The following is a 25,628-nucleotide window of genomic DNA, read 5'->3' on the forward strand; positions in this document are numbered from 1 at the left end:
TTTTCCGTCACTTACTTGAGGTCTTCGAGCTTCCAGCAGTTGCGGCCGGAGGCGTTGGACGTATCGACACGGGTCACGGGACCGAAGAAGACGGTCTTCTCGGATCCGGCCTCGCGCTCGGGGTGCTGGAGAAGCTCGGAAATCTGCTGCGCGGCGATCTCGCCCTGGATCGGGGCGTTGAAGTTGTAGATCACGTCGAGCAGGCCCTTGTGGATGCTGTCGCAGCCCGTGGAGCTGCCGGCGCCATTGGTGACGATGGTCACCTGATCCTGCTTGCCGGCGGCAAGAACGGCCGCGCCGGCACCGACCTCGGCGTTGTCCCAGATGCCCATGATGCCGCAGAGATCGGGGTGCTGCTGCAGAACCGTCTCGGTGATCTGGCGGGCCTTCTCGCTGTCGTAGTCGGCCGGCTGGTCGGAGACGAGCTCGAGGCCGGGGTTTTCGGCCAGCACCTGATCAAGGCCGGCTCGCATGAAGATGTTGGCGGCGCCGGTCTGCACGCCGGCGAGCCAGACGATCTTGCCGGAGGGCGCATCGGGACCGGTGCAGGCCCTGGCGAGTTCGCGCGCCTCGAGGAGGCCCATCTCGATCCAGTCGTTGCCGACATAGCTGTCGGTCTGGGTCGCCGACTGCATGTTGACCTGGATGACCTTGATGCCGGAGGCCTGGGCCTGCTTCAGCATGCGGGCGTAGGTCTGCACGTCCGGGTTCTGCACGATCAGCAGGTCGGGACGCTCGGCGATGGCGCCCTGAAGCGCGCGGATGCCGGCGCTGGTGTCCATGTTGGGATCGCGGACCTCAAGCGTGAAGCCGTAGCGCTCCGCGTGGCGCTGCCACACCGCGACCCAGGCCTGGTTGAGGTCGAAGCCCTGCGAGATCGGCACGAAGATCACCTTCTTGCCTTTCATCGCCTCCAGATAGGCCGCCCGACCGATCTGCTCCATGTCGCGCGCCTGCGACATCTGCGGCTGAGCGAAAAGGGTCAGCGCCGCCAGCGCCCCCCAAACCATCTTCTTTGCAACGCCCATTCTCTTTCCTCCCTGAGATGTCATTGATGTCCCGCGGCCTCAGATGTCTCCGCTTTGCGAAGTCTGCTCGTCGCGCGGATTGATGAGCGCGTCGATGACCAGAGCGAGCAGCAGGATCACGCTCTTGATCAGGCTCTGGCTGGTGTAGCTGATGTTCATGATCGTCATGCCGTTGATCAGGATGCCGACCAGGACCGTGCCGACGATCACGTTGCGCACGCCGCCCTGCCCTCCCGCCAGGCCGATGCCGCCGAGCACCACGACGAGAAGCACGTCATAGATCATCGTCGAGTTGTAGAGCCGCGTGTTGATGCCGGTGACCAGCCCCGTGAGGAGGATGCCGGCGACGAAGGCGATGAGCGCGGCGATCACATACTGGGTGATGATCACCGGCCGGGTCGGCAGACCCGAGGTGCGCGCCGCGTCCGGGTTGTCGCCGGTCGCGTAGACGAAGCGGCCAAAGCGCGTGTATTTCAGGAAAACGCTCATGATGAAGGCGACAAGCGCGAAGACGAACACCGCGACCGGAATGCCGAACACGCTTCCCGCGCCGACGAAACTCAGCCACTTGGCATCGGCCGGCGCATAAAGCACGTCCGAGCTGAACAGGATCCGGCCCGAGCCGTAGACCGTCGAGGCGATGGCCAGGGTGGCGAAGATCGGCGGGATCTCGGCGACCGCCACCATGATGCCGGTGAAAAGCCCGATCAGCGCGACAACGCCGGCACCGACGAGGAGCGCCACGGTGAAATCGAGCCCCTTGCTCGACAGCCATATGCTGAAGGCAACGCCAACCACCATGACCGCGACCATGGTCAGGTCGATGCCGCGTCCAACGACGATAAAGCCCATGCCGACGGCGAGCGTGCCGAGGATCGACACGTTCTTCAGCAACGTGGCCAGGTTCGCCTTTGTGTTGAAATCGTTCAGAAAGACCGAGAAGAGGACGAACAGCACGACGGAAATCGTGATGACGACCGCTTCCTGACTGATCTTGCGCGGCATGCGCAAGACGCCGATACCGGACCCCGAAGCCTTCGGTGCTCCCGCCACGTCTTCCTCCCATCTGGTCTTGCCGCGGGCGGACAGGACACGCGCCCGCGCCCCGCCCGCTGCCAGCCATTGGGCAAACGGTTCCGTGTCGCGATCGGTGATTGGTGTCCACCCTGGGCCCTGGCCCTCCCCGGCCAAGGTAGCGACGATCATCCGCGACCCCTGATGGAAGCCGCAATTTCGTTTTTCTTATGCGCTGTGCAACCCCTTTCAGTCCCTACGGAAATCGTCTTATCCCGGCGATTTTGGCAGGACTTTTGTCGGCTTTCCCGGTCGTTTCCCTCGCCTCGGGGAACAAGGATCTGAGAGACGACCACACGCCAGAGGCGCGGCGCAAGGCGGACGGGAGCGACCGGCAGGGAGGAAGCGAGCTGGCCTTTTCGGGTCAGGCGATGGCGCGCAAGCCGATCCACAGCGCCATGGCGATCATCATCAGGTTCTCGGTCAGCGAGACGAAGCCAAGTGGAACGGTGGAGCCGCCGCCGACGCAGGCGCACTTCAGCTCGCGCTGCTCGACGTAGACCGCCTTGAAGACGGACACCGCCCCCACCGTGCCGATGAACAGCGCCACGGGCACCGAAAGCCAGGGCAGCAAACCCGCCAGCATCAGCACGCCGGCTGCCGTTTCGGCGTAGGGGTAGAGATAGCCATAGGGCACGAAACGGCGCGCCAGCAGGTCGTAGTTCAGGAACATGGTCGAGAAGCCCTCCACGTCCTGAAGCTTCTGCAGGCCGAGGAGCACCATCGCGATGGCGATGAACCGCTCGAGCGTGCCCACGACCAGGGGCGAGCCTTCCACCAGCCAGGCGACGGCAAGAGACATCAGCGCGGCAATCGCAAAGATCGCGACCACCGGCCGGTAGGAGGTGTCGCCCTCCTTCGGCACGCGGTGGCCGAAATACGCGCGCAGCGCGTCATAGCCGCCGATACGTTCGTTGCCGATGAAGGTCTGAGGCGTCGTCTCCACCCCCTCCCCACGCATGAAGGCATCCGTCTCGGCGCGGGTCGTCAGATGGTGGTCCTCGACCGTGTACCCCTTGCGCTCCAGCAGCCATTTCGACTTGAGGCCGAAGGGGCAGAGATGCTCGGGCATCACCATCCGCCAGAGGATGGCGCGGCGCGGCGTGGCGGGTCCGGTGCTCATGGGAACCTCCTGCGTGTGTAGCCTTGCGTCGGGGGTCAAGAGCCCAACGCGCCAGGCGACGGATGTGTTCCCCGACAGGTGGGAGGGCCGCGTAAGCGCGCGCTTACGCGCTGGCATCTACGCCCGCTGCCAATGGCGCAGGGGGCCCGTTCCAACCCAGATCGGCGGCACCGGCCCGATAGCGGACCGGCCAATGCAATGCGCCGCCCGGCCTCGCCAGATGCGCGAAGACCCCGGGTCCGGCAACCCAAGGACATGTCACATGCGCAAGCTTCTTATCGTTCTCGCCACCACCGCCGCCCTTGCCACCCCGGCGCTGGCCGCCGACCTGACGAAGGACAGCACCCTCGGCACCACGATGGACGCGGTGAAGGCCAGCCTCACGGAGATGGGCTACGAGGTCCGCAAGTCGGAGATGGAAGACGGCCGGATCGAGGTCTATTTCGTCAAGGACGGCAAGATGGGCGAGGTCTATGTCGACGCGACGACCGGCAAGGTCGCCAAGCTCAAGATCAAGTGAGCCGGCCATGAACGCCATCGACGAACGGATCGGCGGGCGCTTCGGCGCCCGCGACGGACAGTCCCGCGAGTTCGCCGTCTGGGATCCGCTGGTCCGGCTCATTCACTGGAGCCTCGCGCTGTGCATCCTCCTCAACGGCGTGTTCACGGACCCGGAGGAAAGCCTGCACATGTGGGTCGGCTATACGGCCGCGGGTCTTCTCGCGGTCAGGCTTCTTTGGGGACTGATCGGCCCGCGTCCAGTGCGCTTCACCTCGTTCCCGCCGAGCCCGGCGCGGGCATTGCGCCATCTCGCCGCGCTGCGACGGGGCGACAGGACCGTGCATCTGTCGCACAATCCGCTCGGAGCCCTGATGGTCTACAACATCTGGGCGACCGTCGCCGCGCTGGCGGTGACCGGATACATGATGGGTACGGTGCGGTTCTTCGGGATCGACTGGGTGAAGGAGGTTCACGAGACCGCCTTCAACTGGCTGGTGATCTCCGTGGCGCTGCATGTGGGCGGCGTCGCTTTCGACACCTGGCTCTCGAAGGTACCCCTGGTGCGGGCGATGGTCGACGGACGCAAGCGCGTGCCCGACGGAGCGAATGTTGAATGAACGGATCTTGGCTTCCGGTATTCACGCGAGAGCGGCGGGCGATGACGCTTGCCGCTCTCATCCTGCTGCAGAGCCTGTGCGCCCTGTTCTTCATGGCCGACGTGATGATCGACCTGAACGACGGGGATCACCTCGACCACATTCAAATGCTCCTCGAGGCCATCGCGGCACTGGCGCTTTCCGGCGGCGTGATTTTCCTGATGCTCGAACTGAGACGCCTGCTCGCGCGGATGGACACGATGGCGACCGGCCTGAGGGCGGCCCGCGGCGAGATGGCGGAGCTGATGGACGGCTTCTTCGAACGCTGGGCGTTGACCCCCTCGGAACGCGACGTGGCGCTGATGGTGCTCAAGGGCGTCGACAACGAGACCATCGCCAGCCTGCGGGGCACGGCGACAGGCACGGTGCGCGCCCAGTGCACCCGGATCTACGCCAAGGCCGGCGTCGATGGCCGCTCGCAGCTCTTCAGCATCTTCATGGAAGAGCTGCTGGCCGGCGACCATCCGCTCGGCCCCTCCCCTGACACACACCGGCCATGACAGGCGCCGGACGTGAAAACGCCCCCGCCGGCGGCAACCGGCGAGGGCGCTGAAACCAGGCGTGACAGCCGTGTCAGCTCTGGACCATGTTCCACATCATCTGGTCGCGCTCGGCGGTCCAGATGCGCGGCGTCTCGACGCCGCGCGCCTCGTCCCAGGCGCGGCCGATGTTGAACGGCAGGCAGTGCTCATAGATCGCATAGTCGCCGAACTTGGGGTCGCAGGCAGCGCGAACAGCGGCCGTCGCCTCCTCGAGCGTGCCGCCGCGCGCGGCGATCCGCGCAACGGCGTTGTAGGTGCTCTCGACGAAATCACGGGTGTTGGCAACCGCCTTTGCGACCATCTCGCGGCCGACCAGCGCGTCGCCGCGTCCCGGCGCGATCGAGGCCGGGTCGAAATCGAGAATGGCGTCCAGCGTGTAGCCCCAGTCGGCGAAATGGCCGTCGCCGCAATAGCAGGCGGAGTGATACTCGACGATGTCACCGGTGAACATCACCTCCTGATCGGGAACCCAGATCACCGCATCGCCGGCAGTGTGGGCGCGGCCGAGGTGCATGATGTCGACGCGGCGCTTGCCGAGCCAGACCGTCATGCGATCGCTGAAGGTGGTGGTCGGCCAGGTCAGGCCCGGGATTTCCTCATGGCCCTGGAACAGGCGCGGGAACCGGCCGAACTCGCTGTCCCAGTCCTCCTGACCGCGCTCGACCACCTGGGCACGGGCGGCGTCGGACATGATGATCTCGTTGGCGCCATAGGCGGAGGCGCCGAGCACGCGCACGGCGTGATAGTGGGTCAGCACCAGATGGCTGATCGGCTTGTCGGTAACGGTGCGAACCGCCTCGATGACCTTGCGCGCAAGCCGCGGCGTCGCCTGCGCCTCGACGATCATGACGCTGTCGTCGCCGATGATGACGCCCGAGTTCGGATCGCCCTCGGCGGTGAAGGCATAGAGCCCTTCGCCGATTTCGGTGAAGGTCGTCTTCTTTTCGGAAAGATCGCCTTGCGACGCGAATGCCTTTGACATGATTGCTCCTTTGTTCGGTTCCCGGGGCACGGGCCGCGTTTGGCACGGGCCCCGGAGAGGGTCGTTCCGCCTCTAGCGCATGCTCATCGGCAGCGAGAGCACGATGGCGGGGAAGAAGATCACCAGCAACAACGCGATGATCTGGATGATGACGAAGGGCGTGACGCCCCGGTAGATCGTCGAGATCGGCAGGTCGGGCGCCACCCCGCGCAGATAGAACAGCGCATAGCCGAAGGGCGGCGTCAGGAACGAGGTCTGCAGGTTCACCGCCAGCGCGATGGCGAACCAGATCATCACCTGGTCCGACGGCAGGCCGAAATCAAGCGCGGCAACGACCGGCGCGACAATCGGCACCACCACGAGGGTGATCTCGACCCAGTCGAGGAAGAAGCCGAGCACGAAGATCAGCGCCATCACGATGAAGAGCACGAAATAGGGATTGCTCTCGTGGATGTCGAAGAAGTCGATGATCATGCCATCGCCGCCGAGCCGGCGGAAGACGACGGAGAAGATCGACGCGCCAATCATCACGAAGACGATCATCGCCGTGGTCTTGCAGGTGTCGTGCAGCGAATCGCGCAGCGCCCTGAAATTGAGGCCGCCTGAGACGAAGGCAAGCACCAGGGCGCCGGCGGCGCCGATGGCGGCGGATTCCGTCGGCGTGGCGATACCGGTGATGATCGTGCCGAGAACGGAGAGGATCAGCAGCATCGGCGCGAGCAGGTCGCGCACGAGGCTCCACAGCGCCTGGCCGATGGGCACCGCCTCCCGGCGCGCCGGCGGCGGCATGCGGTGCGGGGCGAAGATGGCGATGGAAAGCAGATAGAGGAAGTAGAGCCCCGAAAGCAGAAGCCCGGGATAGATCGCCCCCATGAACAGGTCACCGACCGACAGCCGCATCTGGTCGCCGAGGATGATCAGCATGATCGACGGCGGCAGCAGGATCCCGAGCGTGCCGGAAGAGGCGATCAGCCCGGAGGCGAGCCGCATGTCGTAGTTCGCCTCGCGCATCGCCGGCATAGCCATCATGCCCATGAGCACGACCGACGCGCCGATGATGCCGGTGGAGGCGGCCATGATGACGCCGATGATCGCCACGGCGAAGGCGTAGCCGCCGGGCATACCGCGAAACAGCGCGGCGAGCGAGCGCATCAGCCGCTCTGCGATGCCGGAGCGTTCCAGCATCAGCCCCATGAAGACGAAGAGCGGGATCGCGACCAGAAGCCAGTTGGTCAGCGTGCCCGAATAGATCCGCTGCACGCCCATCGACAGGAACAGCATGGGCACGTCGGCCAGGACGGCGAAGAGAACGCCGATGCCGGCAAGGACGAAAGCCACCGGATAGCCGGAGAAGATCCCCAGGATGAGGCCCGCGAGCATGAGGAGGGGCCAGCCATAGTCTCCCATCTCAGGCTCCTTTCGTCGTGGTGTCGTTGTCGCCGGTGCCGTCGTGGCCGCCGCGGGCGAGCCAGATCAGCGTGCCGATGCCCCTGACGACACCGAAGACGGCGAGCATGCCGAAGCACACGGGAAGGGCCGCCTTGATGATCCAGCGCGCGTCGAGCCCGCCCTGGGTCGAGCCCTCGCCGGTGCGAAACGCCGTCTGCGTGAAGCCATAGCCGTACCAGCAGATGATCAGGCTGAAGGGCAGCAGGAAGCCGAGATCGCCGAAGACGCGCACCCAGAGCCGCTGCTTCCGGCTCATCATCAGGGACAGGAAGTCGACCGAGACGTGTGCATCGTCGCGCAGCGCCCAGACGCCGCCGAACAGCACCAGGAGCGCGAAGATGTACCACTGGACGTCGGTCAGCGTGTTCACCGTGAGCGCCTTGCCCAGGATCGGAAGCGTGCCGTCCCAGTCGGCCAGGACCGTCACGCCGGCCGCCGCCGAGATGACCGATACGATGATCGCCAGAATGAGCGGCAGGGTCAGCCAGCTGACCCAGCGCCCGGGAAGGCAGAGCAGGTCTATCAGGCGCGAACAAAGGCGTGGCATGGGGCGTCCTTTGGCGAGAGGGGCGAAAAGCGCACGGCGGAGCGGAGTTTCTTTTCGCAGCGACAGGCGCTTTGCGCCAGCATCGCCCGAACTCCTTCTCCCGACAGCGGCCCGCCCGATCCTGCTGGAACGGGCGGGCGCGTCCTGTTGGCAAAAGGGGCCGGCCGGAGAACCGGCCAGCCCCTTTCTCGTGGTCAGCGCGGCGGCAGGGCCTGCAGCGAGCTCCACTCACCGACGGAGTCCATATACGCGTTCAGCGACTGCAGCGCCTCGGCGAAGATCGGATCCGCGGCGGCCTGCTCGGCCATGACTTCCTTGGAGGCATCACGCAGAGCGAGGAGCACCTCGTCGGGGAAGCGCTTCACCTCGACGCCGGCCTTGCGGATCTCGGCGATCGCGGCGGCCTGCGCATCGATCTGGTTGCCCAGATTGTAGGCGATGTTGGCCTGGCAGGCATCGGCCATGATCTTCTGGGTCCGCTCGTCGAAGCCGTTCCAGACATCCTTGTTGATGATGATGCTGTCCCAGCTCGACGGCTGATGCCAGCCCGGGAAGTAGTAGTATTTCGTCACCCGCTGGAAGCCGAGGCCGATGTCGAGCTGCGGCGCGGAGAACTCCGCCGCGTCGATGCGGCCGGTCTCGAGCGACAGGAAGATCTCACCCGCGGGAACGAGCTGCGTGTTGGCGCCGAGCTTGGCCATGGTCAGACCGCCGAGACCGGCGATGCGCATGTTCAGGCCCTTGAGATCGTCAACCGAGTTAATCTCCTTGTTGAACCAGCCGCCGGCCTCGGCGCCGACCAGATGGCAGGGCAACACCTTCACGTTGAAGGGGTCATAGGCCTTCTGGATGATCTCCAGACCACCGCCCTCGAACATCCAGCCGAGCGCCACGTCGGGGCTCGGGCCGAAGGGCATGGAGCCCACCAGGTTCGCGACGGGAATCTGCTGCGCCCAGTAACCGATCCAGTCGAAGCCCATCGGCAAAGCGCCCGAGGACACCGCGCCGAACACCTCGAAAGGCGGCACGAAGTCGCCGGCGCCATGCACCTTGATCTTCACCGCACCATCGGTGGCACGCTCGACACGGTCGGCCCAGAGCTGCGGGCTCGGACCGATCGACGGCGTGTTCAGGCCGAAGACGCTCTGAAGATCATAGCTTTCCGCAGACGCCGTGGCCGGCAGCGCGAGGCAGGTCGTGGCGGCCAGCAGGGCCGCTGTGAGGGTCAGCTTCATTGATATCCTCCCTATCCGCTCCCGCCTCCCGCGGGGCATGGGCCGGGGCGTGTCGCCCTCCGGCATTTTGCGGAGGGTGCACCGTCCCCCCGACGATTTCCAGTGTTAGATATATTCAAATTCATTTGCAAGATACAAATTCTTTATCCATGTTGGCGGCCGAGCAAGCCGAACAGGAATGCACTCCCCGGAAACGGGAAGGGAGGAAAGATGAAGGGAATTTCCCAACAAACAGCGGTAGTTACCGGCGCTGCCCAGGGCAACGGCAAAGCGATTGCCCTGGGGCTCGCCGCCGCCGGAGCGCGAGTCGCCTGCTGCGATATCAAGGTCGAAGCGCTGGCCGAAGTGGTCGCCGAGATCACAGCCGCCGGCGGCACCGCAATTGCCATCGAACTAGATATTTCTGACGAGGCGGGTTGCGCGGCGGCCGCAGGCAGGGTCGAGGCCGAGCTCGGTGGCGCCGCGATCCTTGTCAACAATGCCGGCATCATCCGCCGCACGCCGCCCGACGCGGAGAGTTTTCCCGCCGACTGGCAGGCGATCATGTCGGTCAATGCCACCGGCACGATCCAGATGATCCGCGCCTTTCTGCCCCAGTTGCGCGCCACGCGCGGCCGGATCGTCAACATCGCCTCGATCATGTCCGTCTCGGCCGGCCCCGGCCAGACCGCCTATGCGGCCTCCAAGGGCGCCGTGCTGCAGATGACCAAGGCCCTGGCCCACGACCTTGCCGCCGACGGCATCCGCGTCAACGCGATCGCGCCCGGCGTCATCGAGACGCCGATGACCGTGGTGACGCGACAGAACCCGGAAGCGATCAACCGTTTCATGGCGCACACGCCGATGAAACGGCCCGGCAAGCCGGAGGAACTGGTGGGACCGGTTCTTTTCCTCGCATCCGATGCATCGAGCTACGTGACCGGAGCGCTGCTGCCGGTCGACGGCGGCTATCTGGCCGCCTGAAGGGAGACTGAAATGAAGCGTATCGACACTGACGTGCTGGTCGTCGGCTCCGGCGCTGGCGGCCTCGCGACGGCGGTTTCCGCCGCGCATCGCCGGCTGAACGTCATCGTGGCGGAGAAGGAGCCGGTCTTTGGCGGCACCACCGCCCGCTCCGGCGGCTGGATGTGGATCCCCTGCAATGCGCCGGCCCGGCGTGCGGGCGTCGACGACAGCGCGGAGAAGGCGCTGACCTACCTGAAGCACGAGACCGGCGCGCATTTCGACGCCGCGCGCGTGGCCGCGTTCCTGGATTCCGGCCCCAAGGCGGTCGATTTCTTCGAGAGCGAGACATCGCTGCAGTTCGACCTCGGCCCGTTCTTCGCAGACTATCACCCGACCGCGCCCGGCGGCATGGACGGCGGCCGCTCGATCGTAGCGCGCCCCTTCGACGGCCGGGAGCTGGGACCCGAAATCCGCCGTCTGCGCCCGCCGCTGCAGGAAATCACCTTCCTCGGCATGATGATCGGCTCCGGCAAGGAGCTGCTGCATTTCTTCAATGTGACGCGCTCGCCGGTCTCCGCCTTCTATGTCGCCAAGCTGTTCCTGAAGTTCCTGCGCGACATGGCCTTCCACGGACGGCCGATGCGGCTGATGAATGGCAATGCGCTTGTGGCACGGCTGGCGAAATCGGCCTTCGACAAGGGCGTGCCGATCTGGACCTCCGCCCCCGTGCGCCAGCTCCTGCGCGACGACAAAGGCCGGGTGATCGGAGCACGCATCGACAAGCCGGATGGCCCTGTCGAGGTCTATGCGTCGAAGGGCGTGGTGCTGGCGGCCGGCGGCTTCCCGCAGGATCCGGTGCGCCGCAAGGAGCTGATGCCGCATTCGCCCTCGGGCTATGAGCATGTCTCGCCGGCGCCTCCGGGCAACACCGGCGACGGACTGCGGCTCGGCGAGAGCGTCGGCGCTTCCGTCGACACCTCCCTGCCCCATTCCGCCGCCTGGGTGCCGATCTCGCGGCCGCCGCGCGGCGACGGCACGCTCGGCACCTTCCCGCATTTCGTCGACCGCTCGAAGCCGGGCGTCATCGCCATCACCCGGTCCGGCCGCCGTTTCGTCAACGAGGCCAACAGCTACCACGACTTCTGCCAGGCGATGGTGAAGCGTTGCCGGGAGGAAGGCGGCGAGGAGGCGGAAATCGCCGCCTGGTTCGTCACCGACCACCGCGCCTTCCGCAAGTACGGCCTCGGCTTCGCCAAGCCGTCCCCGGTCCCCTTCTCCAAGCACATCCGTGACGGCTACCTGATCGAGGGCAAGACGCTCGCCGATCTCGCCCGCCAGATCGGCGCCGATCCGGCTGAACTGGAACGCACCGTCGCCCGCTTCAACCCGGACGCCAAGCGCGGAGAGGACACCGAGTACGGCAAGGGCACGACGAGCTACAACCGCTCGCTGGGCGATCCCGACCACGGGCCGAATCCGTGCCTGGCACCGCTCGAGAACGGCCCCTATTACGCCGTTCGCCTTTATGTCGGCGACCTTGGCACCTTCGCGGGCCTCAAGGCCAACGAGAACGCACAGGTTCTGGATGAGGCCGGCCGGCCGATCCCCGGTCTCTATTCGGCCGGCAACGATGCGGCCTCGATCATGGGCGGCAACTATCCCGGCGGCGGCATCACGCTCGGCCCCGCGCTCACGTTCGGCTGGATCGCCGCGCGCCACATGGCCGGAGCGAATGACTGACAGGAACGGACTGGCGGGAGGCGTCGCGCTCGGCTGCGCCGCCTCGCTTGCCTGGGGGGTCTTCAACGTCGGATCGGAACTCGGCCAGGCGGCCGGGTTCCGGCCGTCAGACCTGACAGTTCTGCGTTTCGGCGTCGCAGCCCTGCTGCTCCTGCCGGTGCTGGTGTTCGCACGCGGCGCGCAGCAGCCTCCGCTCGGCAAGGTTCTCGTGCTTGCCGCGCTCGTCGGCCCCGGTTTCTCGCTGTTGCTGAACGCCGGCTTCCAGCATGCCCCGCTCAGCCACGCGGTCGTGATCAGTCCCGCTTTCTCGATGCTGACAGCCAATGCCCTGGTGCATCTGACCGGCCGCAAATGGCCGAGCGGCAACCGCCTTCTCGGCATCGCCATCTTGCTGGCCGGGCTCGTCGCCATCGCGCTCGATGCGCCTCCGCCAAAGACCGAAGGGCTTTCGGTCCTCGTCGGCGACCTGTGTTTCATCGCCTCCGGCACACTCTGGGGGTGCTACGTCTTCGCCATGGGCCGCTGGCGTCTCGATCCGGTTCGCACGACCGCCGGCATCGCAACGGTGTCGCTGATCGCCTACGGCCCGGTGTGGCTGATTCAGGGCGGCGTACCCGACTTGCCGGCGGGCCAATGGATGGCGCAGGCCGTCTTCCAGGGGGTCATCGGCGGAGCGCTCGCGTTCATGATCCAGGCGGCAACCGTCTTGCGGCTCGGCGCGGGGCGCGCGGCACTGTTCTCGGCGCTGGTGCCGCCGACGGCGGTGCTCATGGCGATCCCCTTCGCGGGCGTCTGGCCCGGGCCGCTGCAATGGGCAAGCGTGCTCCTGGCGACACTGGGACTTGCTATCTCGCTTGACCTGAAAGGCGAGATTGCGCGCCCCCGACCCAGTCGCTAGGTATCTGACCCGAAACGGGCACGCGCACGGGCGCAGAACGGACGAACGAATGAGCGCACAAAAACCTGCCAAGCCCCAGCGCGGCGTCCAGACCGTGGAAACGGCCGGGGCCATTCTGCGTGCATTCGCCCGCAACGTGCGACCGATGAAGCTGCGCGAGCTCAGCGACGCCACCGGCATCGCCCCCTCGCAGCTTCATCCCTATCTGGTCAGCCTGCGCAACACCGACATGGTCGAGCAGATCGAGGGCGCTCTTTATACGCTCGGTCCCTTCGCGCTGGAGCTGGGCCTTGCCCGGTTGCGCGGGCAGGACGCCTATCCGGAAACCATTCGCCGCATCGGCGAACTGTCCGAGGCGACGGAGCTCATGGTCGCGATCTCGGTCTGGGGGGCGCACGGAACCACCATCGTCTATGTGCGCGACAGCCCGAAGCTGATCCATTCCTACGTACGCCCCGGCAACATCTTTCAGCTCAGCCTGACGGCGACGGGCCGGCTTTTTGCCGCCTTCCTGCCCGCGGCGCGCACCGACGAGATGATCCGGGCGGAATTCGCCGCGCTCGACCGGTCCCAGAGCGCGCATTATCGCATCGACGAGCCCTGGTTCCGCGCCAGGCTCGAGACGATCCGCGCGCAGGGCTTCGAGACGACGGTCGACATCCCGATCCCCGGTGTCAGCGCCGTGGCCGCCCCGGTGTTCGACCACACCGGCACGCTGCAGCTCGGCGTGACGCTGATCGGCCCAAGCCCGACCATCGACCTGCGCCCCGAGGGCAGCGCGATCCCGCAGCTCACCGCGTTCACCGCGAAGCTGTCGGCAGATCTTGGGTATTTTCCGCAAGACTGAATCGGGAAATTGCTCGGGACAGCCACGCGGCATCGCCCGCGCGCTTGACGCGCGCCGGGCCTGACATCTGTCAAAAAAAGGGAAATTGGCGGAGAGAGAGGGATTCGAACCCTCGGAACGCTTGCGCGCTCAACGGTTTTCGAGACCGCCCCGTTCAACCACTCCGGCACCTCTCCGCATAGACGAGATGTCGTGGTCTCGAGTGGAAGGCTACATAACGAAGACCGGAGCAGGGCACAAGGGGGAGGTCGATAATTTTCCAGAGCTTTGTCGCCAAGGCGCTGCGGGATCGTCCGGAGCATTCGCCGCAACATCCGTTTTTACCAGACCGGACAGGGCGTTAAAGCGCGGGAGCGCGCCCTTTCCCAGCGATGCGGAGCCCGGCGCGAAAGGGCAGATTTCAGCGCGCGCGCAATTGACTTTGAAAGATGGATCCGTATAGTCGCGCTGCTTCGCAAAAGGGGGTGTAAACCCTCATGTCGTCGCCCGAGGCTTTTCGCCGCCCTCCAGCCCACCGCAACCGACGTCTCCGTCAGGAGACAGCGCGCGGGCGATGGACGGTAGGGTCCACGTTCGACCGCAAGCGCAGGCCGCGCCGGCTTTCCCTTATGAGGGTGCCCGGCCGGACACGCCGGCGGTCTTGTGGACCTTCCCAAAGTCCCCTCCCGGAACGGGTCTTCCCGACCGGCCAGGGGCGCCACAGGGTACGAGTTGCGGGCCGGCCGGCCTCATGCCTTCCGATCTCCCGAAAGCGGGACCGGAGCATGCAGATGCCGACTGAAACCAGAAAACGAAAAGAAGGACGTGCGAGACATGTTCGCAGTGATCAAGACGGGCGGCAAGCAGTACCGCGTTGCCCAGGATGACGTGCTGAAGATCGAGAAGCTTGCCGGCGAGCCGGGCGAGACGGTGACCTTTGACGAAGTGCTCATGGTTGGCGGCGAGACCGACACCATGATCGGCGTTCCCCTCGTCGAGGGCGCGAGCGTCGTGGGCGAGGTCGTCGACCAGGCCCGCACGCGCAAGATCATCATCTTCAAGAAGCGTCGCCGCCAGAATTCGCGCCGCCGCAACGGCCATCGTCAGAGCGTGACGCTGGTGAAGATCACCGACATTCTGACCGGTGGCGCCAAGCCGGCCGCGAAGAAGAAGGCCGCTCCGAAGGCCGAAGCCGCCAAGGCCGAGACCGCCGAGGCTGATCTGCCGGTGCTGTTCACCGCTCCCCAGGGCGCGGCGGACGACCTGAAGAAGATTTCCGGCGTCGGTCCGGTGCTCGAGAAGAAGCTCAACGCTCTCGGCATCACGACCTATGCCCAGATCGAGGCCTTCACGGCCGAGGACATCGCCCGCGTCGACGACGCCCTTTCGTTCAAGGGCCGTATCGATCGCGACAACTGGGTCGAGCAGGCGAAGGAACTCGCAGCCAAGTAATCGGCTGCGGCGCGTACCGGAAACGGCGCGTCTTTCCTTCGACACGCACAGAGACATTCGACGAGGAGTTTCGTCATGGCACATAAAAAAGCAGGTGGCTCGTCCCGTAACGGCCGCGATTCCGCCGGCCGCCGCCTCGGTATCAAGAAGTTCGGTGGCGAGAGCGTCATTCCGGGCAACATTATCGCGCGCCAGCGCGGCACGAAGTGGCATCCGGGCACGGGCGTCGGCATGGGCAAGGATCATACGATCTTTGCAGTCATCGAGGGCGCCGTGACGTTCCAGGCGAAAGCCAACAAGCGAACGTATATTTCCGTCACGCCACTCGTAGACGCAGCAGAGTAACGCCGACGTGTTTCTTGTAACCCGCCGGCGTCCCATCGACCCGGCGGTTTGATCAAGAACCGGCACGATCGCGAGAGATCGAGGGGGAGATGGGTCGCCATCTCCCCCTTTTTTCATGCCGATCGCCGGAGAACACCATGGTTGCGGATCTTGAGGATAGCTTAGACGACGAGAGTCTGGAGGCGGCAGTGTTGCCGCAGGAAACCGACCGGCTGCGGCTCGATATGCCGCGCCCGGACGACATCGCAGACATCGTCTTTCTCGCCAACAACCGTCGTATCGCAACGATGGTCAAGAGCCTCCCCCACCCCTTCACGCTTGCCGACGGCCGCAATTTCGTGGCCAACGCGGCCCACAGCTCGGCTCTGGGAGCCCGCTTCGCAATCCGCCTGAAATCGACCGGCCGGTTCATTGGCACGGCCGGCTTCGGGCCCCTCGACGACGACGGCCCAATGCATCTGGGCTATTGGATCGGCGAGCCGTTCTGGGGTCAGGGCTACGCCACCGAAGCCGCCCATGCGGTCGTCGATTTCGTCTTCGCAAAGACACCGGCGGAACGGCTGGCGGGCGCGGCGCGGGTGACGAACCCCGCCTCACGGCGCGTCCTCGTCAAGTGCGGCTTCCAGTATGCCGACCAGGGCATGATGGTGTCGAGAGGCGCCGGCGGACCGGTTCCCGTCGACCGCTTCCTGCTGGAACGCAGCACCTGGCGTGCCCTCAAGCAGTGGGGGAGAGACACATGTCTGGAACACGCCTGACGGAGCCCGGGGCGGCGGCGCTGGCGCTGACGACCCGACGTCTCGTCCTGCGCCCGCTCGCGCTTGCGGACGCAGCGGCGGTCGAGGCCCTGTGCGGCCGCGATTTCGAGGTGGTTCGCTGGCTAACCTCTCCCTCATGGCCCTATGAGGACGGTGCGAGCGAAGCCTATCTCGCGCAGGCAACTCTTGCCGATCCAGTTGGCGGGAAAGCGGATTTCGCGATCACGCTCGGCGGCGTGATGATCGGCGTGGTCGCGATCTCGGCGGAGAAGCTCTTGCCGGACACACCGGCCGGTCCCAGCATCGGCTACTGGATCGGACGTCCCTTCCAGGGCTTTGGCTACGGCACGGAAGCGGTCGCGGCGGCCTGCGAATGGGCGTTCGAGGCCGGTGGCGTGCAAGCCCTTGCGGCGCGGGTGTTCACGGACAATCCGCGCTCGCAGCGGCTTCTCGCCAGGCTCGGCTTCCGCCAGGCCGGACACATGACGAGCTGGTCCAGGCCGCTCGGGCACGAGAAGGAAAGCCTGGTGATGCGCTGCGACCGGAACGCCTTCGCGCGGCCGGCGGCGGCCGCCTGAGGCCGGACACACCGGCGGCATTGGACGAAAGCCCGGTGATCGGCTATTGCCTTTGCCTTCCGGCGTCTTCACGGGCGCGCGGCACGAGACACGATATCGAAGGTGGCCCCGGACGGGCGCCGCCGGGCCGGCGCGGCTTGACCGCGACGGCCTCCCCCTCTTTGATCGCCGACGGCGAAAGACGCGAACGGAACAACACATGAAATTCCTCGACCAGGCGAAGATCTACGTCCGGTCCGGCGACGGCGGGGCGGGAGCGGTCTCGTTCCGCCGCGAGAAGTACATCGAGTTCGGCGGCCCCGACGGCGGCGACGGCGGACGCGGGGGCGACGTCTTCGTCGAATGCGTCGACGGGCTCAATACGCTGATCGACTTCCGCTACCACCAGCATTTCAAGGCCAAGACCGGAATGCATGGCATGGGCCGCAACCGCACCGGCGCCAAGGGCGACGACGTGTTGTTGAGGGTACCGGTGGGAACCGAGATCCTCGAGGAGGACAATGACACGGTCCTTGCCGACATGACCCGCGTGGGCGAGCGCCTGTTGCTGCTCAAGGGCGGCAACGGCGGTTTCGGCAATGCCCATTTCAAGTCCTCGACCAACCAGGCTCCGCGCCATGCCAATCCGGGCCTGGAGGGCGAGGAGAAGTGGATCTGGCTGCGGCTGAAGCTGATCGCCGACGCGGGGCTCGTCGGCATGCCGAACGCAGGCAAGTCGACCTTCCTGGCGGCTGTCTCCGCCGCCCGGCCGAAGATCGCGGACTACCCCTTCACCACGCTTCATCCCAACCTCGGCGTTTGCGAGATCGACGGACGCGGCTTCGTCATCGCCGACATTCCCGGCCTGATCGAGGGTGCCCATGACGGCGTCGGTCTCGGCGACCGGTTCCTCGGCCATGTGGAGCGCACCCGCACGCTGCTGCATCTGGTCGACGGCACCCAGGACGACCCGGCCGAGGCCTACCGCGTGGTGCGCGGCGAGCTCGCCGCCTATGGCAACGGCCTCGACGAAAAGCCCGAGGTCGTGGCGCTCTCGAAGGTCGATGCGCTCGACCCCGAAACACGCGAGGAGAAGGCTGCGGCGCTAGAGGCGGCCTGCGGCCAGAAGCCGATCCTGATTTCCTCCGCGAGCGGCGAGAACATCGACCGGACCCTGCGCATGATCCAGCGCGCGATCGACAAGGACCGCGAGGACGAGGCGAATTCCGTGCCATCGGTGCCAGCCGATCAATGGCGGCCATAACGGCCGCGCCACCGGAGTTCCCAAGTCTCTCGCGCCTGGCCACGGGCGCCATTTCGAAGTGAAACGTCCATGTCCGTCCCCTCCTCCCGCGCGGCCGCCGGCCGGCTTTCCCGCTACAGGCGCATCGTCGTCAAGATCGGCTCGGCGCTGCTCGTCGAAAACGGCAAGCTGAAGCGTGCCTGGCTCGATGCGCTGGCCGACGATCTCGCCATGCTGTCGCGCGCCGGTGCCGAGATCATCGTCGTCTCGTCCGGCGCCATCGCGCTGGGGCGGGGCGTGCTGTCGCTGCCGCGCGGGGCGCTCAAGCTCGAGCAAGCACAGGCGGCCGCCTCGGTCGGGCAGATCGCATTGGCGCGCGCCTACGCCGAAGCGCTCGGCGCGCGCGGGCTTATCGCCGGCCAGGTGCTCCTGACCCTCGGCGACACGGAGGAGCGCCGGCGTTACCTCAACGCACGCGAGACGCTGGACACGCTGCTGAAGCTGAGCGCAGTGCCGATCGTCAACGAGAACGACACGGTGGCGACGTCGGAGATCCGCTACGGCGACAATGACCGACTGGCCGCGCGCGTCGCGACAATGGCCAGCGCCGACTGTCTTGTGCTGCTGTCCGATGTCGACGGTCTCTACACGGCGCCACCGGCGAACGACCCGCTGGCGGTTTTCCTGCCCGAGGTCGCGGCCGTCACCGCCGAGATCGAGGCGATGGCCGGGGCGGCGGGATCGGAACTGTCGCGCGGCGGCATGCGCACGAAGATCGACGCGGCCAAGATCGCGACCTCGGCGGGAACCGAAATGGCGATTGCCAGCGGCAAGGCGCTCAATCCGTTGCGCGCCATCGAGGACGGCGGACGCGCGACCTGGTTCGCTGCCCGCTCGACACCGGCAAACGCGCGCAAGGCGTGGATCGGCGGACACCTGGAGCCGCGCGGCGCGCTCCAGCTCGACGCCGGCGCGATCCAGGCGGTGATTTCCGGCAAGAGCCTGCTTCCCGCCGGCGTGCGCGGCGTCGACGGCGAGTTCTCGCGCGGCGATGCGGTCAGGATCGTCGATCCCGACGGCCGCGACATCGGCCGCGGCCTTGTCGCCTACGATCATCCTGAGGCCAGGCTTCTGGTCGGCCGCAACAGCCGCGAGATCGAGGCCATCCTGGGACATGCCGGGCGCGCGGAAATGGTACATCGCGACGATCTCGTGCTAAGCGATCGCACGCTCGGAAACTTGCCGGCAAACGACACGCATGACAATACAGCCGGCGACGAGACGGAAGGGGACAGCAGCCATGCTTGATCGGGCAACGCAACAGGCAGCGACAGACATTGCCACGCTGATGCACGACATGGGCAAACGCGCGCGCAAGGCGGCACGCCGGCTCGCGACCCTTCCGGCCGCGCAGAAAAACGCAGCTCTCAAGGCAATGGCGGCGGAAGTACGCGCCGCGCGCGCCGAAATCCTTTCGGCCAACGCCGAGGATATCGGCGCGATGACGGCGAACGGCCAGACCGAGGCCTACCTCGACCGTGGCACGCTGACGGACGAGCGCGTCGAGGCCATTGCCGCCGGGCTCGAGGCAATCGAAGCGCTTGCCGATCCGGTCGGTGAGGTGACAGCATCCTGGGAACGGCCGAACGGCCTGCGGATCGAGCGCGTGCGCACGCCGCTCGGCGTCATCGGCGTCATCTACGAAAGCCGGCCGAACGTGACAGCAGATGCCGGCGCGCTCTGCCTCAAGGCCGGCAACGCGGTCATCCTGCGCGGCGGCTCGGACACCATCCGTTCGAACCTCGCCATCCACGCGGCGCTCGTGCGCGGCCTTGCGGCGGCCGGACTGCCGGAAGACGCCATCCAGATCGTTCCGCTCGCCGACCGCGCCGCCGTCGGGGAGATGCTCAAGGGGCTCGACGGCGCACTCGACGTGATCGTCCCGCGCGGCGGCAAGAGCCTCGTCGCCCGCGTCCAGAGCGAAGCGCGCGTGCCGGTCTTCGCCCATCTCGAGGGCCTCTGCCATCTGGTCATCGACGCGGCGGCGGATCTCGACATGGCGGTTTCAATCGCCCGCAACGCCAAGATGCGGCGCACCGGCATCTGCGGCTCAATGGAGACGCTGCTGGTCGAGCAGGCCGTCGCCAACACCCATCTCGTGCCGATCTGTGCCGCGCTTGCCGAGGCCGGCTGCGAGATCCGTGGCGACGCGGAAGTCTGCGCCCGCTTCCCCGGCGCAGTGCCGGCAAGCGAGGAGGATTGGCGGACGGAATACCTCGACGCAATCGTTTCGGTGCGAATCGTCGACGACCTTGACGCCGCTATCGACCATATCGAGACCTATGGGTCCCACCACACCGATGGCATCGTCACGAGCGATCAGGCGGCGGCGGAACAGTTCTTCGCACAGGTCGATTCGGCGATCCTCACGCACAACGCCTCGACCCAGTTCGCCGATGGCGGCGAGTTTGGCATGGGGGCGGAAATCGGCATCGCCACGGGCCGGATGCACGCGCGCGGACCGGTCGGCGTGGAACAGCTCACCAGTTTCAAGTACCGGGTGCGCGGCACCGGACAGGTGCGGGCCTGAATGGAAACCGCGCGCATGCCGGTGCCGGGATGACGGCTGCCCTTCGGGACGGGGCGCAGGCCCTGCGCATCCCGCACGCGGAACCGGGCAACGCTATCGGGCTGTTCGGCGGCTCCTTCAACCCGGCGCACTCGGGCCACCGTCTGGTTGCCGAGATCGCGCTGAAGCGGCTGGGCCTGGATCAGGTCTGGTGGCTGGTGACGCCGGGCAACCCGCTGAAAGACCACGGCGAACTCGCTTCTCTCGAGGCGCGCATCGCCGACGTCAAGACCCTGGCGAAGCATCCGCGCATGAAGGTCACCGCGCTGGAAGCAGGTCTTGGCTCGAGCTACAGCGCGCGCACCATCGCCCGGCTGAAGCAGATGCGCCCGCGCCTCTCCTTCGTCTGGATCATGGGCGCGGACAATCTCTCCGGCTTCCACCGCTGGCAGGACTGGCGCGGAATTCTTGGGGAAGTGCCCGTCGCCGTCATCGACCGCCCCGGAGCAACGCTTGCACCGCTCTGGTCGCCGATGGCCCAGAGCTTTGCCGCTTGTCGCATGCCCGAGCGCGACGCCGGCCTTCTCGCACAGGTCGCCCCGCCGGCCTGGGTGTTCCTCCACGGCCCCCGGGATGCCGCTTCGTCAACACAGATCCGGCAGGCCCGGAAACGCAACGGAAAGGCTCTCGGACAAGAGAAAACCGCCAAGTCTTGAAAACGCTGCAAAGCAACGTCACTCTATACACTGACACCGGCAGAGTCGCGCATGCGCGCGAACCGGTGTACCGGATCCGTGCCGCGACAGCCTCGAGCAGGCCGCCGATGGATGGAGCCGACGAACGGCACGAAAGGCTATACGTCTGAACATGACCTTTGAGAGCGAGGGGGCGACCAGCGCCACACCTCACCCCGCAGCAGCCGGCACGCATCAGCGTGCAAGCCTGCTCGAAACCGTCCTCGCCTCCTTGGAGGATTCCAAGGCGGAAGAGATCGTCACCATCGACATCACGGGCAAGTCCTCGATGGCCGATCAGGTCATCGTGGCCTCGGGCCGCTCCCACCGTCATGTGGGCGCGATCTCCGATCACCTTGCCCGCGACCTCAAGGAGGCCGGCCACGGCACCGCCCAGGTCGAGGGCGCACCCCAGTGTGACTGGGTGCTGATCGACGCCGGAGACGTGATCGTTCACGTCTTCCGCCCGGAAGTGCGCGCCTTCTACAACATCGAGAAGATGTGGTCGGCGGACATGACGGCACCGGTGCACTACGCGGGCTGACGCGCCCGAAGCAGGCGCGGCAAACAACCGGAACAGGCGGTTCGCCGGTCGAACGCGACCGGCGAACGGAGTCGGCGGGCCAAACGGCCGGGCGACCTCCTGGACGAGGAAGCGCACCGCGGGTGCAGCGGCCCGCGTGTCGTCGCCTTCTCCTTTGGCGCGGGCGCGCAAACCAATCCCGACGGAGCCTTGATGCGTCTTCACATCGCCTGCATCGGCCGACTGAAAGCCGGGCCGGAGCGCGAGTTTTTCTCCCGCTACAGCGAGCGCGTCACCAAGGGCGGGCGCGGCGTGTCGCTCGGCCCGCTTGAGATGATCGAGCTGCCGGAATCGCGTGCCCAGCGCGCCGCCGACCGCAAGGCGGAGGAAGCGCGCGCGCTTCTTGCCGCGCTGCCGGCAGGCGCGGTGATCGTCGCGCTCGACGAGACCGGCAAAACCATGTCGAGCGAGGATTTCGCATCCCGGGTCGCCGACCTGCGCGACGCGGGCACGGCCGATCTCGCTTTTGTGATCGGCGGGCCCGACGGACATGGTTCCGCGCTGGTCGACGCAGCGCGTCTGGTGCTGGCGCTCGGGCCGATGACCTGGCCTCACCAGATCGTGCGCGGCCTCATCGCGGAGCAGATCTACCGCGCGGCCACCATCCTCTCCGGTCATCCCTATCATCGCGGTGGCTGAGCCGGCCGACAGCAAGTACCGGCCGCAGCCCTTGCAATACTGCCCGTATTCCGCCCCATTTCTCGTCTACGCCTTGCCTTGCAGGCAGGATTAAACGGTTTACCTTTCGTTAGGGTTGACGCTTCGTTAACCAAGCTGGGGCAAGCTCATCACTGTTTTATCGCCCGCGGCGGAGGACCGGCACCGGCCCGATGCGACGCCCGGGCCATGGCTTGCGCAACTGGCGCAGGCGGAGTGGTGAATGCGCGAGAACCAATCAGGTCCCCTGCGGATGTGCTTGCGGCTCGTGAGCGCCGGGGCCATCGCGGCCATCGTGACCGCGACGGGGCCTTCGACGAGGCTCGCGACCGCCCAGGAAACAGCGCCAGGGGCCGCCGACATCGAGACGGCCGGCGCAGAAGAAAAAAGCGCCGATGCCGGCGCATCCGTTACCGGGGACATCACGGTCGCCGATCCGGATCTGCCGCTTGCCGAACGCAAGGCGAAACGGGAAGCCGAGCTGGCGGCGCTGACGAAGGATCTGACGCTTTCGGGCGACAGGCAATCCGCGCTTGCCCGGGAAATCCGCTCCATCGAGCGCGACCGGCAAGCACTCAACGCCGACCTCCTGCGCACCGCGCAGCGGGTAACACGGCTTGAAGAGCAACTGGCGGCGACGGAAGACCGTCTGCGCCGCCTCGGAGAGAATGAGGACAAGGTGCGCGCCTCGCTGGTCGAACGTCAGGATGTACTGGCCGAGGTCCTGTCCGCCCTTCAGCGGATCGGTCGGCATCCACCGCCCGCACTCGCGGTCCGGCCGGAAGACGCACTGTCGGCGGTGCGTGGCGCTCTGGTGCTGAATTCCGTCATGCCCGAGCTCAATCTCGAGGCCCAGGCGCTGGCATCCGATCTGGCGTCGCTGCGCCAGCTGAAGGTGTCGAGCGCAGCCGAAAGGGACCGCCTCGTCGCCGATGGCAAGCGCCTCGCCGAGGAGCGTGCCCGTGTCGAGATGCTGGTCTCCTCGAAGCGGCGGGAGCGCGAGCAGAGCGAGGCCAGGCTTGCCGAGGAGCAGGCCCGTTCGGAGCGGCTCGCCGGCGAGGCCGGTACGCTCAAGGAACTCATCGCATCGCTGGAAAGCGACATCGAAAGCGCCCGCAAGGCGGCGGAAGCGGCGAAGCAGGCAAGCGCGGCAGGCGGCCTTCGCGGCGCGATCGGCGACCCCGGGCGTCTGGCTCCGGCGGTTCCCTTTGCCCAGACGAAGGGTACGCTCTCGCTGCCGGTGACCGGCGCGGTGCTGCGCGACTACGGCGTCGACGACGGGTTCGGCGGCATGACCCAGGGCAGGTCGATCGCGACCCGCACGGGAGCTCAGGTCGTTGCCCCTTCGGACGGCTGGGTGGTCTATGCAGGACCCTTCAGATCCTACGGGCAGGTCTTGATCCTGAATGTAGGCGATGGATATCATGTTCTCCTGGCGGGAATGGAGCGGACCAGTGTCGAGCAGGGACAGTTCGTCCTCGCCGGCGAACCCGTTGCCGTCATGGGAGAGACGCGCGTAGCCAGCGCGGCAACGCTTGATCTATCGGCGCTTCAGCCGGTGCTTTATGTAGAGTTTAGAAAAGACGGCGTTTCGATCGATCCCACCGCGTGGTGGGCTCGACCCGAAGAGGAAAAGGTTCGCGGATGATTCGGAAAGCTTCCCTGTTGGTGGTCGGTGCTCTCATCGGTGGTGCGACCGTGACCGCCCTGTCGCAGATGCCCGTGCAGATGAGCGGCGTTGCCAATGCCGCCGCCTCGGACACCTACCGCCAACTCAACCTGTTCGGCGATGTGTTCGAGCGGGTCCGCTCCGACTATGTCGAGGTGCCCGACGATGCGGCGCTGGTCGAGTCGGCGATCAATGGCATGCTGAGTTCGCTCGACCCGCATTCGAGTTACCTGTCGCCGAAGCACTTCCGCGACATGCAGGTGCAGACGCGTGGCGAATTCGGTGGTCTCGGCATCGAGGTCACCATGGAAGACGGCCTCGTCAAGGTGGTAACGCCGATCGACGACACGCCCGCGTACAAGGCCGGCGTTCTGGCCGGCGACCTGATCACCCATATCGACGGTGAGCAGATCCAGGGCATGACGCTGTCCGACGCGGTCGAGAAGATGCGCGGGCCGGTCAACACCGACATCGAGCTGACCGTGCGGCGCGAAGGCCAGGCCAAGCCGCTCAAGCTCTCGATCACCCGTGACATCATTCGCATCCGCTCGGTGCGCCAGCGCGCCGAGGGCGATGTTGCCTACATCCGTGTCACGCAGTTCAACGAACAGACCTTCGACGGCCTCAAGGACGCGATGGACGAGCTGTCGAAAGAGATCGGCCCGGACAAGCTCAAGGGCGTCGTTCTCGATCTGCGCAACAATCCGGGCGGCCTGCTCGACCAGGCAATCGCCGTATCGGACGCGTTCCTCGAGCGCGGCGAGATCGTCTCGACCCGTGGCCGCAACACTGCCGAGACGCAGCGCTACAACGCCCGCTCGGGCGATCTGGCGGAAGGCCTGCCCGTGATCGTGCTGATCAACGGCGGCTCGGCCTCGGCTTCGGAAATCGTCGCAGGCGCCCTCCAGGACCACAAGCGGGCGACCCTTCTCGGCACCCGCTCCTTCGGCAAGGGATCGGTGCAGACCATCGTTCCGCTCGGCGCCAACGGCGCGATCCGGCTGACGACGGCGCGGTACTACACGCCGTCGGGCGTTTCGATCCAGGCCAAGGGCATCACCCCGGACATCGAGCTTCTGCAGAAGCTTCCGGACGAGCTCAAGGGCGAGGCGGTCGAGACCAAGGGCGAAGCCGGCCTCAAGGGCCACCTGCAGGGTGACGGCGAAGAAGGCTCGGGCAGCCAGGCCTATGTGCCGCCGGACCCGAAGGATGACGCGCAGCTCAAGCTCGCACTCGACCTTCTCAATGGCGTGCAGGTCAACAGCGCCTTCCCGGCCGTTGGCGACCAGAAGGCCGAAGTACCGAACTGATCGAACCACGACTGGCGCAAACGTGGGTCCGTCACAATCCGATTGGGACGACTCACGTTTTGCTCTAGACGTTTGACACGCGCGGGACGCTCCCGAATTGACGACACCGCCGGCGGCGCAAAGCCTTCCGGCGGTGCCGGTTTCAGGAGCGTCGGCGCAAACGCAGGCAGGCCGAGGAAACGGGCATCGCCAACCCGCTCCCCGG

General features: G+C 66.4%; 26 protein-coding genes and 1 tRNA gene. 19 read left to right on the forward strand and 8 right to left on the reverse strand.

What is annotated here, in order from left to right; genetic code table 11:
• Positions 1-11: 11 nt before the first annotated feature.
• The 3 genes from ACSLUQ_RS13565 to ACSLUQ_RS13575 form a co-directional block, all read right to left on the reverse strand.
• Positions 12-1,028 (reverse strand): sugar ABC transporter substrate-binding protein, encoded by a 1,017-nt coding sequence (locus tag ACSLUQ_RS13565; RefSeq protein WP_461808828.1) that lies wholly within the window; start codon positions 1,026-1,028, stop codon positions 12-14.
• 39 nt (positions 1,029-1,067) lie between these two features.
• The gene (locus tag ACSLUQ_RS13570; RefSeq protein ID WP_417771992.1) at positions 1,068-2,081 is read right to left on the reverse strand and encodes an ABC transporter permease; all 1,014 of its coding nucleotides are present in this window, start codon (positions 2,079-2,081) and stop codon (positions 1,068-1,070) included.
• 385 nt (positions 2,082-2,466) lie between these two features.
• Positions 2,467-3,225 carry a MauE/DoxX family redox-associated membrane protein gene (locus ACSLUQ_RS13575; RefSeq protein WP_461808829.1) on the reverse strand — a complete coding sequence of 253 codons (759 nt, stop codon included), beginning with the start codon at positions 3,223-3,225 and terminating at the stop codon, positions 2,467-2,469.
• A gap of 262 nt (positions 3,226-3,487) precedes the next feature.
• On the opposite strand from ACSLUQ_RS13575, the gene ACSLUQ_RS13580 reads away from it, so the two are divergent.
• From ACSLUQ_RS13580 to ACSLUQ_RS13590, 3 genes are read left to right on the forward strand one after another with little or no spacing between them, the layout of a single operon-like run.
• Positions 3,488-3,745, forward strand: a complete 258-nt coding sequence (locus ACSLUQ_RS13580; RefSeq protein WP_417771990.1) for a PepSY domain-containing protein — start codon at positions 3,488-3,490, stop codon at positions 3,743-3,745.
• 7 nt (positions 3,746-3,752) lie between these two features.
• Complete coding sequence (locus ACSLUQ_RS13585) at positions 3,753-4,343, forward strand: cytochrome b/b6 domain-containing protein (RefSeq protein WP_461808830.1); 591 nt, start codon at positions 3,753-3,755, stop codon at positions 4,341-4,343.
• Positions 4,340-4,882: a helix-turn-helix transcriptional regulator gene (locus tag ACSLUQ_RS13590; protein WP_417771988.1), complete on the forward strand. Its 543-nt coding sequence runs from the start codon at positions 4,340-4,342 to the stop codon at positions 4,880-4,882. Before ACSLUQ_RS13585 ends, ACSLUQ_RS13590 begins: the two co-directional genes overlap by 4 nt.
• A gap of 73 nt (positions 4,883-4,955) precedes the next feature.
• Here ACSLUQ_RS13590 and ACSLUQ_RS13595 read toward each other — a convergent pair whose 3' ends face one another.
• From ACSLUQ_RS13595 to ACSLUQ_RS13610, 4 genes are all read right to left on the reverse strand, one after another.
• Positions 4,956-5,906: an MBL fold metallo-hydrolase gene (locus tag ACSLUQ_RS13595; RefSeq protein ID WP_417771987.1), complete on the reverse strand. Its 951-nt coding sequence runs from the start codon at positions 5,904-5,906 to the stop codon at positions 4,956-4,958.
• Positions 5,907-5,978: 72 nt separating this feature from the next.
• The gene (locus tag ACSLUQ_RS13600) at positions 5,979-7,313 is read right to left on the reverse strand and encodes a TRAP transporter large permease (protein WP_461808831.1); all 1,335 of its coding nucleotides are present in this window, start codon (positions 7,311-7,313) and stop codon (positions 5,979-5,981) included.
• 1 nt (position 7,314) lies between these two features.
• Entirely contained in the window at positions 7,315-7,902 is a 588-nt protein-coding gene (locus ACSLUQ_RS13605) for a TRAP transporter small permease subunit (protein ID WP_461808832.1), read from the reverse strand.
• 194 nt (positions 7,903-8,096) lie between these two features.
• A complete protein-coding gene (locus tag ACSLUQ_RS13610; RefSeq protein ID WP_417771984.1) occupies positions 8,097-9,137 on the reverse strand; it encodes a TRAP transporter substrate-binding protein in 1,041 nt (346 codons plus the stop codon).
• 210 nt (positions 9,138-9,347) lie between these two features.
• Between ACSLUQ_RS13610 and ACSLUQ_RS13615 the strand changes: the two genes are divergently transcribed.
• From ACSLUQ_RS13615 to ACSLUQ_RS13630, 4 genes are read left to right on the forward strand one after another with little or no spacing between them, the layout of a single operon-like run.
• The gene (locus ACSLUQ_RS13615; protein WP_417771983.1) at positions 9,348-10,100 is read left to right on the forward strand and encodes an SDR family NAD(P)-dependent oxidoreductase; all 753 of its coding nucleotides are present in this window, start codon (positions 9,348-9,350) and stop codon (positions 10,098-10,100) included.
• 12 nt (positions 10,101-10,112) lie between these two features.
• Positions 10,113-11,822: an FAD-dependent oxidoreductase gene (locus ACSLUQ_RS13620; RefSeq protein ID WP_461808833.1), complete on the forward strand. Its 1,710-nt coding sequence runs from the start codon at positions 10,113-10,115 to the stop codon at positions 11,820-11,822.
• Positions 11,815-12,720, forward strand: coding sequence for a DMT family transporter (locus ACSLUQ_RS13625; protein ID WP_417771981.1), 906 nt, complete (start codon positions 11,815-11,817; stop codon positions 12,718-12,720). The genes ACSLUQ_RS13620 and ACSLUQ_RS13625 overlap by 8 nt, the downstream gene beginning before the upstream one ends.
• A 49-nt stretch (positions 12,721-12,769) precedes the next feature.
• On the forward strand, positions 12,770-13,567 hold the full coding sequence (locus ACSLUQ_RS13630; RefSeq protein WP_417771980.1) for an IclR family transcriptional regulator: 798 nt from the start codon (positions 12,770-12,772) through the stop codon (positions 13,565-13,567).
• An 86-nt stretch (positions 13,568-13,653) separates the two neighbouring features.
• Here the strand turns inward: ACSLUQ_RS13630 and ACSLUQ_RS13635 are convergent.
• Positions 13,654-13,743 (reverse strand) — tRNA-Ser (locus ACSLUQ_RS13635).
• Between the two features lie 637 nt (positions 13,744-14,380).
• Here ACSLUQ_RS13635 and ACSLUQ_RS13640 point away from each other — a divergent pair.
• From ACSLUQ_RS13640 to ACSLUQ_RS13695, 12 genes are all read left to right on the forward strand, one after another.
• On the forward strand, positions 14,381-14,998 hold the full coding sequence (locus ACSLUQ_RS13640) for a 50S ribosomal protein L21 (protein ID WP_417771979.1): 618 nt from the start codon (positions 14,381-14,383) through the stop codon (positions 14,996-14,998).
• A 75-nt stretch (positions 14,999-15,073) separates the two neighbouring features.
• On the forward strand, positions 15,074-15,343 hold the full coding sequence (rpmA, locus tag ACSLUQ_RS13645; protein WP_417771978.1) for a 50S ribosomal protein L27: 270 nt from the start codon (positions 15,074-15,076) through the stop codon (positions 15,341-15,343).
• A 137-nt stretch (positions 15,344-15,480) separates the two neighbouring features.
• On the forward strand, positions 15,481-16,101 hold the full coding sequence (locus ACSLUQ_RS13650; protein WP_417771977.1) for a GNAT family N-acetyltransferase: 621 nt from the start codon (positions 15,481-15,483) through the stop codon (positions 16,099-16,101).
• Positions 16,083-16,679 carry a GNAT family N-acetyltransferase gene (locus ACSLUQ_RS13655; RefSeq protein WP_461808834.1) on the forward strand — a complete coding sequence of 199 codons (597 nt, stop codon included), beginning with the start codon at positions 16,083-16,085 and terminating at the stop codon, positions 16,677-16,679. The genes ACSLUQ_RS13650 and ACSLUQ_RS13655 overlap by 19 nt, the downstream gene beginning before the upstream one ends.
• Before the next feature lie 199 nt (positions 16,680-16,878).
• The gene (gene obgE, locus ACSLUQ_RS13660; protein WP_417771975.1) at positions 16,879-17,922 is read left to right on the forward strand and encodes a GTPase ObgE; all 1,044 of its coding nucleotides are present in this window, start codon (positions 16,879-16,881) and stop codon (positions 17,920-17,922) included.
• Between the two features lie 69 nt (positions 17,923-17,991).
• On the forward strand, positions 17,992-19,209 hold the full coding sequence (proB, locus tag ACSLUQ_RS13665; RefSeq protein WP_417771974.1) for a glutamate 5-kinase: 1,218 nt from the start codon (positions 17,992-17,994) through the stop codon (positions 19,207-19,209).
• A complete protein-coding gene (locus ACSLUQ_RS13670) occupies positions 19,202-20,491 on the forward strand; it encodes a glutamate-5-semialdehyde dehydrogenase (RefSeq protein ID WP_461808835.1) in 1,290 nt (429 codons plus the stop codon). Before proB ends, ACSLUQ_RS13670 begins: the two co-directional genes overlap by 8 nt.
• A 29-nt stretch (positions 20,492-20,520) precedes the next feature.
• A complete protein-coding gene (locus ACSLUQ_RS13675) occupies positions 20,521-21,186 on the forward strand; it encodes a nicotinate-nucleotide adenylyltransferase (protein ID WP_461808836.1) in 666 nt (221 codons plus the stop codon).
• 151 nt (positions 21,187-21,337) lie between these two features.
• Positions 21,338-21,748, forward strand: coding sequence for a ribosome silencing factor (gene rsfS, locus ACSLUQ_RS13680; RefSeq protein WP_417771971.1), 411 nt, complete (start codon positions 21,338-21,340; stop codon positions 21,746-21,748).
• A gap of 192 nt (positions 21,749-21,940) precedes the next feature.
• Positions 21,941-22,426 carry a 23S rRNA (pseudouridine(1915)-N(3))-methyltransferase RlmH gene (rlmH, locus tag ACSLUQ_RS13685; RefSeq protein WP_417771970.1) on the forward strand — a complete coding sequence of 162 codons (486 nt, stop codon included), beginning with the start codon at positions 21,941-21,943 and terminating at the stop codon, positions 22,424-22,426.
• A gap of 241 nt (positions 22,427-22,667) precedes the next feature.
• Positions 22,668-24,092, forward strand: coding sequence for a murein hydrolase activator EnvC family protein (locus ACSLUQ_RS13690; protein WP_417771969.1), 1,425 nt, complete (start codon positions 22,668-22,670; stop codon positions 24,090-24,092).
• Positions 24,089-25,423, forward strand: coding sequence for a S41 family peptidase (locus ACSLUQ_RS13695; RefSeq protein WP_417771968.1), 1,335 nt, complete (start codon positions 24,089-24,091; stop codon positions 25,421-25,423). The genes ACSLUQ_RS13690 and ACSLUQ_RS13695 overlap by 4 nt, the downstream gene beginning before the upstream one ends.
• The last annotated feature ends 205 nt before the right edge of the window (positions 25,424-25,628 follow it).

Source organism: Stappia sp. ICDLI1TA098 (genome assembly GCF_054880955.1).